This is a genomic window from Nitrospirillum pindoramense, assembly GCF_007827955.1.
Classification (GTDB): Bacteria; Pseudomonadota; Alphaproteobacteria; order Azospirillales; family Azospirillaceae; genus Nitrospirillum; species Nitrospirillum amazonense_B.
In genome coordinates this window covers 508,870-526,137 of sequence record NZ_VITR01000002.1, presented here as the reverse complement: position 1 = coordinate 526,137, position 17,268 = coordinate 508,870, and the positions used below count along the sequence as shown (strand labels likewise).

The following is a 17,268-nucleotide window of genomic DNA, read 5'->3' as shown; positions in this document are numbered from 1 at the left end:
AGACATAACTTCGAGCGTTCTGCGGCGACCCTCTCCCGGCCATCAGGCCAACCATCCTACCAGGAGGCGGCCCGATGAGTGGAACTCATACAAGCGTCAATCTGGACCCCAAGACCACCGCCCTGGTGCTGATCGACCTGCAGCACGGCATCATGAACCTGTCGCTGGCCCCCTATACCGGGGCTGAGGTGCTGGCCCGGTCCAAGGCGCTGGCGGAGCGGTTCCGCGCGGCCGGTGCGCCTGTGGTGCTGGTGCGGGTGGCCTTCGCCCCCGACTTCAGCGACGCGCCGCGTCAGCCGGTGGACCAGCCGATGGCCGTGCCGCCGGGGGGCTACCCCTCCAATTGGTCCACGCTGGATGATGGCCTGGTGCAGTCCGGCGACATCATCATCACCAAGCGCCAATGGGGCGCCTTCCATGGCACGGACCTGGACCTGCAACTGCGCCGCCGGGGCATCACCACCATCGTTCTGGCCGGCATCGCCACCAACATCGGCGTGGAGTCCACAGCGCGTGCCGCCTGGGAACACGGCTACGCCCTGGTGCTCCCGACCGACGCCATGACCACCTTCAGCGCCGAGATGCAGGACTTCGCCCTGAACACCATCTTCCCGCGCTTGGGCCGCCGGACCACCAGCGACGCCATCACGCTGGGCTGAAACAGGCGGAACCCGCCCGTCAGGCGGCGAACAGGAAAGTGAACAGCAGGGGGCAGGTCTCATGGACCAGGGTCCTGATCTCCCCCTCCGTCACCCGGTCCCGCGCCATCACCAGGCGCACGATGGGCTCGGCCAGCAACTCGTCCAGCGTCGCTTCCTTGATCTCCGGCATCGGCATGACAGGTCCCCTTCCGCCTCGGTGGAAACAGTGTGGTCAGATTACTGATATTGATAATGATTCGCAATTAGCCTTTTCGGCACCATCCCTGCGGCATATGCGAAGGGGCGGGATCACCCTGGCATGACGGGGTTTTGCGCCACCGCTGGCAGCGATGGCGCGGGTTGCTTTTTAGAAATCCGCTGAAATCTTTACCAGCCGGCCAAAGGGCGCCGCCCCTTGTGCCTAAGCCTTAGGCCGGGCCGAAGCCGGATATGTCCGGTCTATGCGGCGCTTTGACCGGCACTCCCGCGCCTCAAGTAAACGAATAGGCCGCGACGGCAGCCGCCGGAGCTTGAGCGAAACAAATTAAGCCGCTTCCTGCCCCTCCAGGAACACCACCAGTTCTTCCAACGCGTGGGTCAGGTGGGTGCTCAGCAGGTCGACGGCTTCGGCGCCCTTGCCGTCGCGGCACAGGGCCACCAGGCGCTCATGCTCATCCATGGACCGGTCGTGGATGGCGGGGGTCATGGACAGGTGCAGGCGGACATAGCGGTCCAGGCTGTCATGGATGCGCTTCACCATGTCCAGCATCACCGGGCGCTGGGCGGGCTCATACAGCGATTCATGCAACTGCCAGTTCAGGGCGCCCCAGCGGCCGGGCTCCGCCGCGTGCATGTCCTTCAGCACGCCTTCCGCCTTCTTGATCTGTTTCGCGGTCAGCTGCGGGATGGCGCGGCGCAGCAGGTCGGTTTCCAATAACAGACGCACCTCGAAATACTCGCGCACCTCGGCGGGCGACAGCTGGGCCACGACCGATCCCTTGTAGGGGATGGTGGCCACCAGGCCCTCCGCCTCCAACTGTTGCAGCGCCTCGCGCACCGGGATGCGGCTGACGCCCAGCTTTTGCGCGATCTCGTCCTGGCGCAACTGTGCGCCCAGCGCATATTCCCCGGACAGGATCATCTGGCGCAGGGCGTCAACCACCTGGGCCGACAGCGATTTCCGTTCAATCTTGGCGCGTGCGATCATTTGGTGGCTTCTTGGCGGGGGTGCGGATTTGGAAGGCGGCCCTGTTAATTCGCTCTGAACAGCCCGAAATCGGCTGTAAAAGCAATTGATTTTCTAAATCACGCTAGACTGTTCGCGTGTACTGCACCATGGGTAGTTGGCGCATAGCCCGGTCTAGTTGTCGCTAACCCTCATGGGGTGGGGATGAATGTCGGCCGCAGGGCGCCGGGCTTGACAGTTTGGATATCGTATCCGATACGCTATCCCCTTGCCAGGGTCCGCCGAACGGCCGGCTCATCATTCAACGATAACGGGGACGGTCGGGCATGGGGATAGCGACAGCGGGGGCAGGCGGGCCGGGGCGTGCCGTAACGCGTGAAGCCCAGGATCAGGCCGGCGGCCATCCCCCCGGCCTCTATCTGCTGTTCGCGGTCGAGTTCTGGGAGCGGTTCTCCTACTACGGCCTGCAATCCATCCTGATCTTCTTCCTGCTCTGGCACCTGTCCATGGACAAGGTGTCGGCCTATGCCGAGCTGGGGGCCTTCGGCGTCCTGGTCTATATGTGCCCGGTCCTGGGCGGCTTCATCGCCGACCGTTGGGTGGGGGCCCGCCACGCCGTGCGGGCGGGCGCGGTCCTGCTGATGATGGGCCACGGCCTGATGGCCTGGCAGCCGGCGCAGACGGTGGAGCGGCTGGTGACCCCGGACGCGACCTACGACCTGAAGCGTCCCATCCTCTACCCGGCGGAGGGAGAGGAGGGCGCCCGCCAGGTGGTGGTGAACGGCACCGCCCAGGTCATCACCAGCCTGAGCAGTGTCCAGGGTGAGGACGCGGACGCCCGCACGCTGACCTATGTCGGCCCCGACGGCGCCCCCGTCACGCTGCGCGGCCGGCTGGAAAAAACGCCGGACGCCGGCGGCCTGCGGCTGTTCTACCTGTCGCTGGCCCTGATCGCCGCTGGCGTGGGCATGCTGAAGCCCAACATCTCCGCCCTGGTCGGCCGGCTTTATGGCGACCGCCACGCGGCGCGCGATCGCGGCTTCCTCATCTTCTACCTGGGCATCAACGCCGGCGGCCTGATGGGCAGCATCGTCTGCGGCTGGCTGGGCGCCGTGCTGGGCTGGGAATGGGGCTTTGGCGCCGCCGGCATCGGCATGGCGGTGGCGCTGGCCACCTTCAGCCTGGGCCGCCGTCTGCTGCCGGCCGAGTTGCCGGTGGCGCAGGGTGGGCCGCGCGCCGCCGTCGGCCTGCCGGGCGGTGTCGCCGCCATGGCCGGTGGCGTCGTCCTGGCGTTGGCCTGCTGGCTGATCGTCGACCGTCCGACGGTGGTGGGCCATGTGCTGGACATCGCCGCCGTGGCGGGCCTGGCCGCCGTCTTCTGGTTCGCCCGCACCTGCGATGCGCGACAGCGCCGCCATCTGGCGCTGCTGCTGCTGCTCATGCTGGTGTCGGTGCTGTACTGGACGCTGTTCTACCAGGGCCCGGCGTCGCTGAACGTCTTCGCCGCCGAATGGACGGACCGCCACATCGGCCCGGTGCTGGTGCCGGCCCCCGTGCTGCAGTTTCCGGACAAGGCCTTCGTCATCCTGCTGGCCCTGCCATTGGCCGCCCTGTGGCGCTGGCTGGATCGCCGCCGCCGCGATCCGGGCCCCGTCACCAAGTTCGGCTTCGGCGTGCTGTTCGTCGGCCTGGGCTTCCTGGCCCTGGCTTTCGGCATCGAGGTGACGCCGGCCGGCCTGCGCGTGGGCGTGGCCTGGCTGCTGTCCCTGTACCTGCTGCAAGAGGTGGGGGAGCTTTGCCTGTCCCCCACCGGCCTATCCGCCATCACCCGGCTGTCGCCGCCCGCCATCACCAGCCTGCTGGTGGGCCTGTGGTTCCTGTCCACGGCCTATGGCCAGCGCCTCAGCGCCCTGGTGGCGCAGGCGACGGTGGTTGACGGCAGCCTGCCGGCGGCGGTGCAATTGGCTTCGTACCAGGCGGTGTATCTGAAGGCGGGCCTGTGGTCCTGCGCCGCCGCCGTGCTGCTGCTATTGCTGGTGGTGCCGCTGCGCCGCCTGAATGATTAGTGTGTGAGGTTCCCTCAGACGCCGGGCGCCGGCATGTGCCGGCTTGGCTTGTCCTCGCTTTTTAGTCCGCTGACGCTCCCCAAAAAGCTCCGGCGGACGCAGTCGCGTCCTAAAATTCTTATGATCCTTGAAGAAGACGGATTTTGATCATGACCAAGGGTGTTGGGGGGCTGTCGGCCCCGGCGGTGCTGTCGACCTTGAAGTCCCGGCGGGCGGCCGTGCAGCCCATCACGGCAGAAGAATACCGCGCCCGCATCGAGGCGGTGCGGGCCCATATGGCGGCGCGCAAGGTCGACGCCCTGCTGCTGCCGGCCTCCAGCAACCTCCTCTACTTCACCGGCCTGGACTGGCACCCCAGCGAGCGGCTGACGGCGGCGGTGATCCTGAAGGACGGCGACCCCGTCTATGTCTGCCCGGCGTTTGAGGAGCCCAAGCTGCGCGGGCACCTCAGCATCGGCGACCAGGTGCGCACCTGGCAGGAGGATGAAAGCGCCTACGCCCTGGTGGCGGACCTGGTGCGGGCGCAGTCGGGCGCCTCCGCCACGGTGGCGGTGGACGCCCTGGGCTATGCCGGCGTGTTCTTCGACTTGGGCGACGCCCTGCCCCAGGCTACCCTGGTGGACGCCCGCCCCCTGACGGAGGCCTGCCGCCGGGTGAAGTCGGCGCATGAGATCGCCCTGCTGTCCCATGCCAAGGCCATCACGCTGGAGGTCCATCGCCTGGCCGCCGGCATCCTGCGCCCCGGTATCACCCCGGCGGAGGTGGTGGCCTTCATCGGCCAGGCCCATCGCGCGCTGGGGGCCGATGGCGGCAACACCTTCTGCGCCGTGCAGTTCGGCGAGGCCACGGCCTATCCCCACGGCGCCCCCGGCGACTGGTTCCTGAAGGAGGGCGACCCCGTCCTGATCGACACCGGCTGCGCCATCGAGGGCTACAAGTCCGACATCACCCGCTGCTACACCTTCGGCCACGCCACCCCCGAATACCGCCGGGTGTGGGAGGATGAGCGCGACGCCCAGATGGCGGCGTTCAACGCCGCCCAGATCGGCGTCGCGTGCGAGGCGGTGGATCAGGCCGCCCGCAGCTTCCTGGAGTCCCGCGGCTACGGCCCCGGCTACCAGGTGCCGGGCTGCCCCCACCGCACCGGCCACGGCGTGGGCCTGGACCTGCATGAGCCCGCCTACATCGTCGGCGGCAACAAGCAGCCGCTGGAGGCCGGCCTGTGCTTCAGCGTGGAGCCCATGCTGTGCCTCTACGGCAAGTTCGGCGTGCGCTTCGAGGACCATGTCTACATGACGGAAGACGGCCCCCGCTGGTTCACCACCCCGCCGACGGATGTGGATAATCCCTTCGGGCTGCATGGTTGACAGCCGCCTCAGGCGCCGGCGGGGCATCCGCCCCTTGGCTTGTCCTCAGTTTCCAGTCCGCTGACGCTCCCCGGAAACTTCCGGCGGCTGCGGTCGCAGCCTACGGCATGAGCCTCCCCGGCTCATGCCGCTGGGCTTGAGACTGGAATTGAGCGACGCATAAAAGAAGGGCCGATCCGCGAGGACCGGCCCTTGAGGATGTGCCTTGGGAGGAAAAACCAGGGCCTAAGTCAGGCTCGGGACTTAGACCTGGAAGCCACGCCAGAACGGATCCTGGGTGGGGTCGACGTAAATGGTGTTGAGGCCGGTCTGCACCGCCCAGCCCTTGATGGACGGGCGGATGCTGGGGAAGTCGCCGAGATTGCCGGCGCTTTCCACGCGGCCTTCGAACAGGCTGCCGATGATGCTTTCGTGCACGAAGCTCTGGCCGACGCTGAGCTTACCCTGCGCGGCCAGGTGGGCCATGCGGGCCGACGTGCCGGTGCCGCAGGGCGACCGGTCGATGGCGCGGTCGCCATAGAACACGGCGTTGCGGCCGTGGGCGTCGGGGTGCTTGGGCCGATCCACCCACATCACATGGCTCAGGCCGCGGATGGTGCTGTCCAGCGGATGGACGGGGGTGATCTTCTCCCGCACCAGCTGCCGCACCAGGCCGCTGTAATGAATGATCTTCTGCGCCCCCAGATGGTCGATGCCCTTGTAGGTGCCCTGGGGCTCGATGATGCCGTAGAAATTGCCGCCGTAGCTGATGTCCAGGGTGAGGGGGCCCAGCTCCGGCACCTCGATGGTGACGCCCTTGGTGAACAGGAAGCTGTCGATGTTGAACAGCCGCACCCAGTTCACCTTGCCGGCCACCATCTCATACTCGACGCCGATCTGGCCGGCGGGCACGTCCAGCACCAGCTTGCCGGGCGTGCGCGGGCGGATCAGGCCGTGTTCCAGGGCGAAGGTCACCATGCCGATGGTGCCGTGGCCGCACATGGGCAGGCAGCCCGAGGTCTCGATGAACAGGATGGAGGCGTCGGCCTCCGGGCTGCAGGGCGGGTAGACGAAGCCGCCCGACATCATGTCGTGGCCGCGCGGCTCGAAGCACAGCGCCGTGCGGATCCAGTCGAAGCGCGACAGGAAGTCCTGGCGCTTCTCGCTCATGGTGGCGCCCACCAGTGGCGGGTGGCCGCCCATGACCAGACGCACGGGGTTGCCGCAGGTGTGCCCGTCGATGCAGGCAAAGGTCTGGCGGCCGGTGGGCAGCACGGGATCGCCGGTCGGAGCGCTGGGGGCGGTGGTCATGGGATCGGGCCTTGAGGCAGACGGTGGAACAGCACGAACTCTGAAGGGACTTGCGAGGCTGGATCTGGTTCCCCAGGTCCAGCCTCGCTGGCCGGCGACCGCCAGCCCCGCAGCGAGTACCGCAGGGCGCAGCGAGGAAGCCAAGCCAGCGGATGCTGGCGCCGGCGTTTGAGGAAAACGAACAAGCCCCGTCGGCGTCTGAGGGAACGACTTACAGACTCGGACGGGTGGCCGCCGCCTTCTCGACCATGGCGATCACGTCGGCGCGGGTCTTGCCTTCCAGGATGTATCGCGGCGGACGCACCCGCTCCGACCCGCGGCCCATGACCTGCTCGGCCAACTTGATGCTCTGCACCAGGTCGTGGCGGGCATCCAGGTGCAGCAGCGGCAGGAACCAGCGGTAGATGGCGCGGGCCTTGGCCAGGTCGCCGGCGACGACGGCGTCGTACAGGGCCACCGACTCCTTGGGGAAGGCGTTGGTCAGGCCGGAGATCCAGCCCCGGGCGCCCAGTAGCAGGCCTTCCAGGGCGACGTCGTCCAATCCTGCCATCAGCATCATCTTCGACTCGTCGATGGCGTTGGCCAGGTCGGTGAAGCGGCGGGTGTCGGGGGCCGATTCCTTCAGCGCCACGATGGTCGGGATCTCCGCCAGGCGCTGCAGCAGCGGCACGCTGATGTCCACGCGGTAGGCCGGCGGGTTGTTGTACAGCATGATGGGCAGGGCGGAGGCGCCGGCGACGGCGGCGAAATGGCGGAACAGCTCTTCCTCGGTCGGCACGTACACCATGGCCGGCAGCAGCATCAGGCCGTCGGCGCCGATCTTCTCCGCATCCTTGGCGTAGGCGACGGCGCGCGGCGTCGTCAGTTCCGACACGCCGGTGATCACGGGCACGCGGCCGGCGGTCACTTCCTTGGCGGCGGCCAGGACCTGGCGCTTCTCTTCCGGTTCCAGCGAGTTGTTTTCGCCCACCGTGCCCATGATGATCAGGCCGTGCACGCCGTCGCGGATCAGCCCATCGATCACCCGCTGCGTTTCCGCCAGGTTGATGCTGAGGTCTTCGTTGAACTGCGTGGTCACCGCGGGGAACACACCGCGCCAGTTGGGCAGAGCCATCTCTTAAAACCTTTCACGATTCCGCATACGCGCTTGTCGGCAAGCGCTCCTGGCGATATTATAATGGGATATTGTATCCAATCAAGGGGCTCTGAACATGTCCTCCGCCGATGCCAGCAACCCACCCATGCCGTTCCGGCCCGGGTCCGGCACCATCGCGGTGGTGGGGGCGGGCGTGGTGGGCACGGCGACGGCGCTGGCCCTGGTGCGCGATGGCCATGACGTCATCCTGGTCGATCGGGATCAGCCGGGGATGGGCTGTTCTTACGGGAATGCCGGCCACATCGCCACGGAACAGTTGTTGCCCTTGGCGTCCTTCGCCACGCTGCGCCGCGTGCCGGGCCTGTTGCTGGACTCGACGGGGCCGTTGGGCATCCGCAAGGGGGCGCTGCCCATCCTGGCGCGGGGCTGGGCCCGCGACTTCCTGGCCGCCTGCCTGCCCCGGGCTCACGCCCACGGCACGGCCGTGCTGTCCGGCCTGATCGAAACCGTCATTCAGGACTGGCGCACCCTGCTGGTGGGGACGGGGGCCGAAGGCCGCTTCCAGACGCGCGGCCATCACAGCGTCTGGGAAAGTGCCGCGCCCGAGGCCGCCATCGCCGCCTCCATGGCGGCCGCTCGGGCGTTGGGCGTTCCCGTCATGGCCTGGGGGGCGACGCCGCGGGATTGGCCCGACCTGCCGCCGGCGCTGCGCGCCCGCGTCACCGGCGGCATGACCTATACCGGAACCGGCCACGTCAACGACCCCCACGGCCTGACCCAGGACCTGGCCGCCACCTTCGTCGCCCGGGGTGGGCGCATCGAAAAGGCCGAGGTGCGCGCGCTTGAAACCGATGGCGCCCGGTGGCGCCTGCGCCATGACGGCGGCGTCATCGAGGCCGGGGCCGTCCTGGTGGCCATGGGCGTGGACTCCGGCACGCTGCTGGAGCCGCTGGGCTATCGCGTTCCCCTGATCGCGGAGCGCGGCTATCATGTCGTTATTCCCGGCGGGGTGCCGGATGGGGAACTTGATCGCCCCGTGGTGTTCGAGAACCGCACCGTCATCGTCACGCCCATGACCATGGGCCTGCGCGCCACCAGCTTCACCGATTTCAGCGGTCCCAATGACGCGCCCGACCCCCGCCGTCCCGCCCTGTTGCGCCACCATCTGCGGGAACTGGGCCTGATGGCGCCGGGCGGCGACAGCACCGAATGGACGGGCTGCCGGCCCAGCCTGCCGGACTACCTGCCCATCCTGGACGCCAGCCGCCGCCATCCCGGCCTGTACGCCGCCTGTGGGCACCAGCATCTGGGGCTGACCCTGGCGGCGGTCAGCGCCCGCCGCATGGTGGACATCGTGGCCGGCCGTACACCGCCGGACCCGGCCATGGCGCTGGACCGCTTCTCCTGACCGTTTCCACCACTTCCGTCCTAAGACCGGAGGCGTAGTTCTCTATGGCTCGATATCGTATATCGTATCCCAAAATCGACACTGAACCCCAATGGCAGTTGGGTCCCTTTGCGCCGCCGGCGTCGCTCGCGGTGCCGTCACGCTTTGATGCGTGCGCTGAAAACTCAAAAATCAAAAACAGAGGGGCTTGAGCATGGTGCGCGATCTGGGAGACGGCCGTGGGGTATCCTTCGGCACCCCGTCCCGGCGGACGATTCTGCGTGGCGCGGCGTCGGGCGCGGCCTTAATGGCGATGCCGGCGGTCGCGGCCCCCCTGGTGCCGCCGCTGGGTGCCGATACGGCCCAACCTTTCCCGCTGTCGGCGGTGCGGCTCAAGCCCTCACCCTTCAAGGCGGCGGTGGACGCCAACCTGGTCTATCTCCACAGCCTGGAGGCTGACCGCCTGCTGCACAACTTCCGCAGTGGCGCCGGACTTCAGCCCAAGGGCGAGGTTTATGGCGGCTGGGAGGCCGACACCATCGCCGGCCACACCCTGGGCCATTATGTGAGTGCGCTGTCGCTCATGCATGCCCAGACCGGCGACGCGGAATGCAAGCGGCGGGTGGACTACATCGTCGCCGAGCTGGCGGAATGCCAGAAGGCCCAGGGCGACGGCTATGTCGCCGGCTTCACCCGCAAGCGCGGCGACATCGTCGAGGATGGCAAGGTCGTGTTCGATGAGCTGCGGCGCGGTGAGATCCGCTCCGCCGGCTTCGACCTCAACGGCTGCTGGGTCCCGCTCTACAACTGGCACAAGCTCTACACCGGCCTGTTCGACGCCCAGACCCTGTGCGGCAACACCCAGGCCCTGGACGTGGCCGTCAAGCTGGGCGGGTACATCGACGAGGTGTTCAGCCACCTGAATGATGAGCAGGTCCAGAAGGTGCTGGACTGCGAACACGGCGGCATCAACGAAAGCTTCGCCGAGCTGTACGCCCGCACCGGCGATCGGCGCTGGCTGCTGCTGGCGGAGCGCCTCTACCATGCCAAGGTGCTGGTGCCCCTGTCGCAAGGCCGGGACGAACTGGCCAACATCCACGCCAACACCCAGATCCCCAAGCTGATCGGCCTCGCCCGCCTGGCGGAGCTGACGGGGGCGGAACGCCATGCCAAGGCCTCCGCCTTTTTCTGGCAGACGGTCACCACCAACCATTCCTACGTCATCGGCGGCAACGCGGACCGGGAGTATTTTCAGGAACCGCGCAGCATCTCCCGCCACATCACCGAACAGACCTGTGAGGGCTGCAACAGCTACAACATGCTGAAGCTGACCCGCCTGCTGTACGCCCGCCAGGCCAACGCGCATTACTTCGATTTCTATGAGCGCGCGCATCTGAACCACGTGCTGGCGCAGCAGAACCCGGCCACCGGCATGTTCACCTACATGACACCGCTGATGTCCGGCTCGGCGCGCGAGTTCTCCACCCCCACGGAGGATTTCTGGTGCTGCGTCGGCACCGGCATGGAAAGCCATGCCAAGCATGGCGAAAGCGTTTATTGGCGCCGAGGTGCCGAAGACCTGGCCGTCAACCTCTACATCCCCTCCACCCTGAATTGGGCGGAGCGGGGGGTGGTGATCGACCTCGACACCCGCTATCCGGAAGCTGAAACGGTGCTGCTGACGCTGAAGGCGTTGAAGCGTCCAGCCAGCTTCGCCATCAGCCTCCGCATCCCCGCCTGGTGCACCGGCGCCACCCTGGCGGTGAACGGCAAGCCGCAGGACTTGGCGCTGCGGAACGGCTATGCCGTCGTGCGGCGGGAATGGAGGGCGGGCGACGCGGTCGCCCTGCGCTTGCCCATGGCCCTGCGCCTGGAATCGACCAACGACGACGCTGACACCGTGGCCTTCCTGCACGGCCCCCTGGTGCTGGCGGCCGATCTGGGCCCGGCGCCCAGGAGCGAGGCGCCCACCGGCTCGCCCCAGCCCAGCCCGGTGTCGGAGGCCTTCCAGGGTCCGGCGCCGGCGCTGGTCTCGGCCTCCGTCCTGGACGGTTTCCAGCGGGCGACGCCCGACGCCCTGGTATGGCGCACCGCCGGCATCGGCCGGCCGGGCGACATGGAGTTCAAGCCCTTCTACCAGCAGTACACCCGCCGCACGGCCGTCTACTTCAAGCGCTACACCGAGGCGCAATGGAAGACGGCGGAGGCGGCCCTGGCGCAGGAGGCCGCCCGCCAGCGCGACATCCAGGCGCGCTCCGTCGATGTCATGCATCTGGGTGAGATGCAGCCGGAGCGTGACCATGGGCTGGAGGCCAAGATCTCCTACCCCGTGACCTACCGGGGCCGGAACGGCCGCGATGCCCGCACCGGCGGCTTCTTCGAGTTCAAGGCCAAGGTTCGCGCCGGCGCTATGGTGCTGCAGGCCACATATTGGGGCGATGAGCGCAAGCGCCTGTTCCACATCCTGGTCGACGGCACCCGCATCGCCACGCAAAAGCTGGACGCGGAGCGGCCGGGTGAGTTCTTTGACGTGGAATACCCCATTCCCGCCAACCTGACGGCGGGCAAGTCCAGCGTCGTCGTCCGTTTCGAGCCGGAGACCGGCTATTCCGCGGGGCCCGTCTTCGGGTGCCGCGTCGTCGCAGCGTCAGCCTCTCAGGGAGCGCCTATCTGATGTACCGCCTGCCTTTAAGACGTTTGGCCACCCGCCTGCTGGTCGGCACCGCCCTGTGCGCCGGTGTCCTGACCCTGGATCAGATTACGGGGGGCCAGGTCACCGTGACCGCCCCCATCATCGGTGTGGCCCACGCGGCGACCGCCGCGGCCGGCAAGGCCGATGCCCAGTTCAAGGCCATCTACACCAAGGAATGGAAGTGGCGTCAGGAGGAGTTCAAGGGCGAGGATGACGAGGACAGCAGCGACACCGCCGCCAATCGCCTGCCCAAGGTGGACGCCGCCACCCAGGAAAAGCGTCTGAAGGTCTGGGAAGGCGTCATAAAGGAACTGGATGCCATCCCCCAGGCCGACCTGTCGCCCGAGGCCAAGGTCAACTATGGCATCTACCGCGACCAGGTGGCGGTGCTGCTGGCCAGCCAGAAGTTCAAGGACTATGAGAAGCCGCTGAACGCCGACAGCTCCTTCTGGTCCAACATGGCCGGCGGGGCCCGCCGCACCCTGCATACGGTGGCGGAGTACAAGGCCTTCATCGGCCAGATGAACGATATGCCGCGCTATTTCAACGAGCAGATCGTGAATATGCGCGCCGGTCTGAAGCGCGGATTCACCCCGCCCAAGGTGACCCTGGCGGGGCGTGACAGTGGCATCGTGAACGTGGCCGAGGCCAAGACGCCGGAAGACAACGTCTATTACACGCCCTTCAAGACGATGCCGGACACCATCCCGGCCGCGACCCATGCGGAACTGCGCGCGGCGGCGGTGGCCGCCATCACCAAGTCGGTGGTGCCCGCCCACCAGGCGCTGCTGAAGTTCATGCGTGAGGAGTACATCCCCGGCGCCCGCACCGAACTGGCGGCGGAATCCCTGCCCGATGGCAAGGCCTACTACCAGTCCAAGATCAAGGAGTTCGCCACCGTCGACCTGACGGCGGACCAGATCCACAAGATCGGCCTGGAAGAGGTGGCCAAGATTCACGCCCAGATGCTGGACGTGATGAAGCAGGCCAACTTCCAGGGCGACTTCCCCGCCTTCCTGAAGTTCCTGCGTACCGATCCGCAGTTCTACGCCAAGACGCCGGAAGAGCTGCTGATGCGGGCGGCCTGGATCGCCAAGAAGTTCGATGGCAAGGCCGACCAGTATTTCGGCTATCTGCCGCGCCAGCGCTTCGCCATCATCCCCGTCCCGGCGGACATCGCGCCCTTCTACACCTCCGGCCGGGGCGGCCCGGGCGTCTACCTGGTCAACACCTATGACCTGCCGTCGCGCGGCCTGTATGCCCTGCCGGCCCTGACCCTGCACGAATCCGCCCCCGGTCACGCCTTCCAGATGCCCATCGCGGCGGAACAGAAGGACCAGCCGGAGTTCCGGCAGAAGGTCTACATCTCCGCCTACGGCGAAGGCTGGGCCCTGTACTGCGAGAAGCTGGGCGATGAGATGGGCATGTATGAGACGCCGTATGAGCGCTTCGGCATGCTGAGCTACCAGATGTGGCGCGCCGCCCGCCTGGTGGTGGACACCGGCATCCATTCCAAGGGCTGGACGCGCGAGCAGGCGCAACAGTACCTGCACGACAACACCGCCCTGGCCGATCACGAGATCGAGACCGAGGTCGACCGCTACATCGCCTGGCCGGGGCAGGCCCTGTCCTACTATCTGGGCGAGATGGCCATCCTGAAGGCCCGCGCCAAGGCGGAAAAGGCGCTGGGCGAGAAGTTCGACCTGCGCAACTTCCACGACACGGTGCTGAAGCTGGGCAGCGTTCCCCTGCCGGTGCTGGAGGCCCGCATCGACCGCTTCATCGCCGAGGGCGGCAAGAGCCCGTACCCGGCGCAGTGAGGTGAGCCGCGGCGTGGTCTGACCCACGCCGCTACAGGCCCCGGAGACTGAGGCAACATGAACAGGCGGGGGCGGATGGCGACATCCGTCCCCGTTTTGTTCTTATGATGCCTTTCCCTCAAGCGGAGGTGGGTGTATCAAACGGTGCCCCCATCTTCTTGAGTAGGACGCCGTCCCATGCCGCTCGACCTTATTTCCCTGGCCCTTGGCTTCGCCGCGGCGCTGGTCGTGGCCCTGGTGGCCGCCCGCCTGGTGGGGGCCGGCGCCCGGGCGGAGCAGGCGGAGCGGCTGGCCCTGCTGGAGGCCGACCTGGCCGCCCTGCGGGAGGCGAAGGCCGATGTCGACCGCCGCCTGGCGGTGGAGGGGGAGCGGGCGTCCCGCGTCCCCTTGCTGGAGCGCGACGTGGCGGCCCTGCGCGAAGAGGGCGCCCGCCTGTCCCAGGCGTTGGCCGCATCGAAGGAAGCGCTGGCGCGCGAGCTGCGGCAGGCGGATGAGAAGCTGGCCCTCCTGACCCAGGCGCGCGAGACCATGGCCAAGGAGTTCAAGGTCCTGGCCGACGAGGTCATGACCCGCCATGGCGAGACCTTCGCCAAGCAGAACCGCACCCAGCTGGACGGCCTGCTGGTGCCGTTGCGGGACCGCATGGTGGAGTTCCAGCAGGGCCTGCAACTGGCCCATACGGAAAGCGCCAAGGACCGGGCGGCGCTGGCGCAGCAAATCCGCCAGCTCACCGACACCAGCGCCCGCATGACCAGCGAGACGCACAACCTGACCCAGGCGCTGAAGGGCAAGGCCCAGACCCAGGGGGCCTGGGGCGAGATGATCCTGTCCACCATCCTGGAACGCTCCGGCCTGCGCGAGGGCGAGGAATATGTGACCCAGGAAAGCCGGACGGACGCCGATGGCGGCCGCCTGCGCCCCGACGTGGTGGTGAACCTGCCGGGTGGGCAGCGGGTGGTGATCGACGCCAAGGTGTCGCTGACAGCGTTCGAGGCGCATGTGAACGCCGGCGATGAGGTGGAACGCATGGCGGCGCTGGCCCGCCACGTCGTCTCCCTGCGCAGCCATATCAAGACCCTGGGGGCCAAGGATTACACCGGCGCCGTGGGCAGCGGCCTGGATTACGTCCTGATGTTCGTGCCCATCGAGGGCGCGTTGGCCGTGGCGGTGCAGGAGGACCCGGCGTTGACGGCCTATGCCGCCGACATGAACGTGGCCATCGCCACCCCCACCACCCTGATGGTGGCCCTGCGCACCGTGGCCAATGTCTGGCAGGTGGAGCGCCGCAACCGCAACGCCGAGGCCATCGCCGACCGCGCCGGCAAGCTGTACGACAAGTTCGTCGGCTTCCTGGAGGATATGCGCAGCCTGGGCACCCAGCTGGACCGGGTGCAGAAAAGCTACAGCGGCGCCATGACCAAACTCAGCACCGGCACCGGCAACCTGGTGCGCCAGGTGGAACAACTGAAGGACATGGGCGCCAAGACGTCCAAGGCCATTCCCGCCGACCTGCGCGAGGATGGGGCGGAGGACCGGGCGGCGGCCCTGGACACCGCTGGGACCCTGTCCCTGACCTGACAAAACCTGTCCTTCCCTGCCACTAGACTACCCGAAAGGTTCAGCGGATTCAGGGTTGACAGCGTTGTCTGATCCTGGGAACCTTTGCCTATCCACCGGGGGTTGCGCTGACGCTCGCGCGACATACCCGGAATGATAAGTAGGGACGGGATCGCACCATCATGGCACCGGATCAAACCTCACTTGCCCCAAGCGGCCGCTAACGGTCGCGCTGCGGCCTGCTGGCGCTTGGGGACAGAGTGATCTCGGTGTTGACGAGTAGGGGGTTGTTCTCCCAGAGCCCCCCGCCAGGCGGCCGCGTTTGTCTTGAGGATTTCAGTCTGGGCACCCTCAAGCGACGCGGCCGTCTTTTTTCGCCGCCGTCTTTTTTCGCCATAGGCTTTTTAACGCGCAGGGTTGGGGTGTTTACGCCGTATCACTCAGGCCGGAACATTGTCCGGCGCCGATCGGGACCACGCCCATGCCCACCACCCTTGTCCGCCTGGCCCGCCGCCTGAATGACCGGGGCCGGGGTTTTGATCTGGCGGTGCTGGCGGCGGTATGCGCTTTCCTGACGGCCGTGGTCTTGAGTTCCCCGCCCGATGCGACGGTGGACACCGCCGGCGCCCCGGCTTCCGCTCAGGTAGCCGACGGTCAGGCCGGGCACTGATACACGGCACGCCCGCGAATAGTTGCGCACCCCGTCGACCTCGGCGTTAAACTGGCGGCCCCATCCTCCGGGAGCCGCCCGCATGATTGCGACACCCCCTCCGGCCCGCCTCTGGGACATCAGCCAGCCCTTGCGCCCCGGCCTGCCGGTCTGGCCGGGCGACACGGCCTTTGGTGAGGAGCGGACCTGGTCCATCCAGCCGGGCTGTCCGGTGAACGTCAGCCGGCTGGTCATGTCCACCCACAGCGGCACCCACGCCGACGCACCCCTGCATTATGACGCCATTGGCCTGACGGCGGGGGCGTTGGACCTGGCCCCCTATCTGGGACCGGCGCAGGTGATCACCGTGCCGCCCGGCACGCCCTTCGCCACGGTGGACGACGTGGCGCCCCATTGGCGGCCCGGCGTGCCGCGCCTGTTGCTGCACAGCTATGACCGCTTCCCGCATGAGGCGTGGCGGTCGGACTACACCGCCATCGACCCGGCGCTCATCGATTGGCTGGCCGGGCAGGGCGGAGTCTTGCTGGGCACGGACGCGCCGTCGCTGGACCCGCAGGACAGCAAGGATCTGCCGGCCCATACCATGCTGAACCGCCATCGCCTGGCGGTGCTGGAGGGTCTGGTGCTTGATGCCGTGCCGGACGGGATTTACGAGCTGATCGCCCTGCCGCTGCCCCTCAGCAACGCCGACGCCTCGCCCGTGCGCGCCGTGCTGCGGGAATGGCCTCAGAGATAGGCCTTGGCGAAGAAGTACACCGTCATGGCGGCGCCGGTGACGATGACGAAGCGGCGGACGTGGTCGCCTGGCAGCCGCCGCGCCACGTCGGCGCCCAGGTAGCCGCCGGCGACGGCCGACACCATCATGGCCAGGGCGGGCGCCCACACTACCCGGCCGCTGAGGGCGAAGGTCAGGGTGGCGATCGCGTTCAGGCTGCCGCTCAGCAGGGTTTTCCAGGCGTTCATGGCGTGCATGTCGCGCAGGCCGAACAGGGTCATGGCCGCCATGGACAGGATGCCCACCCCGCCGCCGTAATAGCCGCCATAGATGGCGATGACGAATTGGCAGCACAGCAGGGCCGTGGGCGTCAGGCGCACGCTGCCCTCCAGCAGCGCCGCCAGGCGGCGGCCGAAGGTGAAGACCAGGGTGGCCATCAGCAACAGCCAGGGCACCAGCGCCACGAACACTGACTCGGGCGTCCACAGCAGCAGCAGGGCGCCGGCGACGCTGCCCACCAGGCTGACGGCCACCATGGGCACCATGCCCACACCCTGGATGGGCTGGAACTCCCGCCGGTAGGCGTAGACGCTGGCGAAGGAGCCGGGAAACAGGGCCACGGTGTTGGTGGCGTTGGCGGTCACAGGGGGCAGCCCGGCGAAGACCAGGGCGGGGAAGCCCAGGAAACTGCCGCCGCCGGCGACTGCGTTCAGGATGCCGGCCACGAAGGCGGCACCGATCAGCAAGGCCCAGGTCCACGGATCCATGGCAAATTCCGGCA

Annotated in this window: 14 protein-coding genes; 9 read left to right on the top strand and 5 right to left on the bottom strand. The window is 67.7% G+C overall.

The window, feature by feature from the left end; translation table 11 throughout:
* The first annotated feature begins 74 nt into the window (after positions 1-74).
* Positions 75-659, top strand: coding sequence for a hydrolase (locus tag FBZ90_RS05005; RefSeq protein ID WP_145729905.1), 585 nt, complete (start codon positions 75-77; stop codon positions 657-659).
* A gap of 19 nt (positions 660-678) precedes the next feature.
* Here the strand turns inward: FBZ90_RS05005 and FBZ90_RS27760 are convergent, their stop codons facing one another.
* Together FBZ90_RS27760 and FBZ90_RS05000 are read right to left on the bottom strand one after the other, a co-directional pair.
* A complete protein-coding gene (locus FBZ90_RS27760; RefSeq protein ID WP_186455607.1) occupies positions 679-837 on the bottom strand; it encodes a hypothetical protein in 159 nt (52 codons plus the stop codon).
* Positions 838-1,185: 348 nt separating this feature from the next.
* The gene (locus FBZ90_RS05000; RefSeq protein WP_145729904.1) at positions 1,186-1,848 is read right to left on the bottom strand and encodes a GntR family transcriptional regulator; all 663 of its coding nucleotides are present in this window, start codon (positions 1,846-1,848) and stop codon (positions 1,186-1,188) included.
* Between the two features lie 305 nt (positions 1,849-2,153).
* Between FBZ90_RS05000 and FBZ90_RS28610 the strand changes: the two genes are divergently transcribed.
* Complete coding sequence (locus FBZ90_RS28610) at positions 2,154-3,893, top strand: peptide MFS transporter (protein WP_145729903.1); 1,740 nt, start codon at positions 2,154-2,156, stop codon at positions 3,891-3,893.
* A 149-nt stretch (positions 3,894-4,042) separates the two neighbouring features.
* Positions 4,043-5,260 carry a M24 family metallopeptidase gene (locus FBZ90_RS04990; RefSeq protein ID WP_145729902.1) on the top strand — a complete coding sequence of 406 codons (1,218 nt, stop codon included), beginning with the start codon at positions 4,043-4,045 and terminating at the stop codon, positions 5,258-5,260.
* 243 nt (positions 5,261-5,503) lie between these two features.
* Here FBZ90_RS04990 and FBZ90_RS04985 read toward each other — a convergent pair whose 3' ends face one another.
* Together FBZ90_RS04985 and FBZ90_RS04980 are read right to left on the bottom strand one after the other, a co-directional pair.
* Positions 5,504-6,550 (bottom strand): 4-hydroxyproline epimerase, encoded by a 1,047-nt coding sequence (locus FBZ90_RS04985; RefSeq protein ID WP_145729901.1) that lies wholly within the window; start codon positions 6,548-6,550, stop codon positions 5,504-5,506.
* Between the two features lie 211 nt (positions 6,551-6,761).
* Positions 6,762-7,664 carry a dihydrodipicolinate synthase family protein gene (locus tag FBZ90_RS04980; protein ID WP_145729900.1) on the bottom strand — a complete coding sequence of 301 codons (903 nt, stop codon included), beginning with the start codon at positions 7,662-7,664 and terminating at the stop codon, positions 6,762-6,764.
* A 97-nt stretch (positions 7,665-7,761) separates the two neighbouring features.
* Here FBZ90_RS04980 and FBZ90_RS04975 point away from each other — a divergent pair, with 97 nt between their 5' ends.
* The 6 genes from FBZ90_RS04975 (at position 7,762) to kynB (ending at position 16,508) form a co-directional block, all read left to right on the top strand.
* Positions 7,762-9,054 carry an NAD(P)/FAD-dependent oxidoreductase gene (locus FBZ90_RS04975; protein ID WP_145729899.1) on the top strand — a complete coding sequence of 431 codons (1,293 nt, stop codon included), beginning with the start codon at positions 7,762-7,764 and terminating at the stop codon, positions 9,052-9,054.
* 286 nt (positions 9,055-9,340) lie between these two features.
* Positions 9,341-11,707, top strand: a complete 2,367-nt coding sequence (locus FBZ90_RS04970; protein ID WP_246130158.1) for a glycoside hydrolase family 127 protein — start codon at positions 9,341-9,343, stop codon at positions 11,705-11,707.
* On the top strand, positions 11,707-13,545 hold the full coding sequence (locus tag FBZ90_RS04965; RefSeq protein WP_246130157.1) for a DUF885 domain-containing protein: 1,839 nt from the start codon (positions 11,707-11,709) through the stop codon (positions 13,543-13,545). Before FBZ90_RS04970 ends, FBZ90_RS04965 begins: the two co-directional genes overlap by 1 nt.
* Positions 13,546-13,722: 177 nt before the next feature.
* The gene (locus FBZ90_RS04960) at positions 13,723-15,123 is read left to right on the top strand and encodes a DNA recombination protein RmuC (protein WP_145729897.1); all 1,401 of its coding nucleotides are present in this window, start codon (positions 13,723-13,725) and stop codon (positions 15,121-15,123) included.
* A gap of 460 nt (positions 15,124-15,583) precedes the next feature.
* Entirely contained in the window at positions 15,584-15,772 is a 189-nt protein-coding gene (locus FBZ90_RS04955; protein WP_145729896.1) for a hypothetical protein, read from the top strand.
* 82 nt (positions 15,773-15,854) lie between these two features.
* Positions 15,855-16,508, top strand: coding sequence for an arylformamidase (gene kynB, locus FBZ90_RS04950; protein WP_145729895.1), 654 nt, complete (start codon positions 15,855-15,857; stop codon positions 16,506-16,508).
* On the opposite strand, the gene FBZ90_RS04945 is transcribed toward kynB, so the two are convergent.
* Positions 16,499-17,254, bottom strand: a complete 756-nt coding sequence (locus FBZ90_RS04945; protein ID WP_145729894.1) for a sulfite exporter TauE/SafE family protein — start codon at positions 17,252-17,254, stop codon at positions 16,499-16,501. The genes kynB and FBZ90_RS04945 overlap by 10 nt on opposite strands.
* Between the last annotated feature and the right edge of the window lie 14 nt (positions 17,255-17,268).

Coding starts and splice junctions, on each gene's coding strand:
- FBZ90_RS05005 (WP_145729905.1), top strand. CDS start 75: ATGAGTGGAACTCATACAAGCGTCAATCTGGACCCCAAGACCACCGCC.
- FBZ90_RS27760 (WP_186455607.1), bottom strand. CDS start 837: ATGCCGATGCCGGAGATCAAGGAAGCGACGCTGGACGAGTTGCTGGCC.
- FBZ90_RS04990 (WP_145729902.1), top strand. CDS start 4,043: ATGACCAAGGGTGTTGGGGGGCTGTCGGCCCCGGCGGTGCTGTCGACC.
- FBZ90_RS04955 (WP_145729896.1), top strand. CDS start 15,584: ATGCCCACCACCCTTGTCCGCCTGGCCCGCCGCCTGAATGACCGGGGC.
- FBZ90_RS04985 (WP_145729901.1), bottom strand. CDS start 6,550: ATGACCACCGCCCCCAGCGCTCCGACCGGCGATCCCGTGCTGCCCACC.
- FBZ90_RS04945 (WP_145729894.1), bottom strand. CDS start 17,254: ATGGATCCGTGGACCTGGGCCTTGCTGATCGGTGCCGCCTTCGTGGCC.
- FBZ90_RS04965 (WP_246130157.1), top strand. CDS start 11,707: ATGTACCGCCTGCCTTTAAGACGTTTGGCCACCCGCCTGCTGGTCGGC.
- FBZ90_RS28610 (WP_145729903.1), top strand. CDS start 2,154: ATGGGGATAGCGACAGCGGGGGCAGGCGGGCCGGGGCGTGCCGTAACG.
- FBZ90_RS04970 (WP_246130158.1), top strand. CDS start 9,341: ATGGCGATGCCGGCGGTCGCGGCCCCCCTGGTGCCGCCGCTGGGTGCC.
- FBZ90_RS04975 (WP_145729899.1), top strand. CDS start 7,762: ATGTCCTCCGCCGATGCCAGCAACCCACCCATGCCGTTCCGGCCCGGG.
- kynB (WP_145729895.1), top strand. CDS start 15,855: ATGATTGCGACACCCCCTCCGGCCCGCCTCTGGGACATCAGCCAGCCC.
- FBZ90_RS05000 (WP_145729904.1), bottom strand. CDS start 1,848: ATGATCGCACGCGCCAAGATTGAACGGAAATCGCTGTCGGCCCAGGTG.
- FBZ90_RS04980 (WP_145729900.1), bottom strand. CDS start 7,664: ATGGCTCTGCCCAACTGGCGCGGTGTGTTCCCCGCGGTGACCACGCAG.
- FBZ90_RS04960 (WP_145729897.1), top strand. CDS start 13,723: ATGCCGCTCGACCTTATTTCCCTGGCCCTTGGCTTCGCCGCGGCGCTG.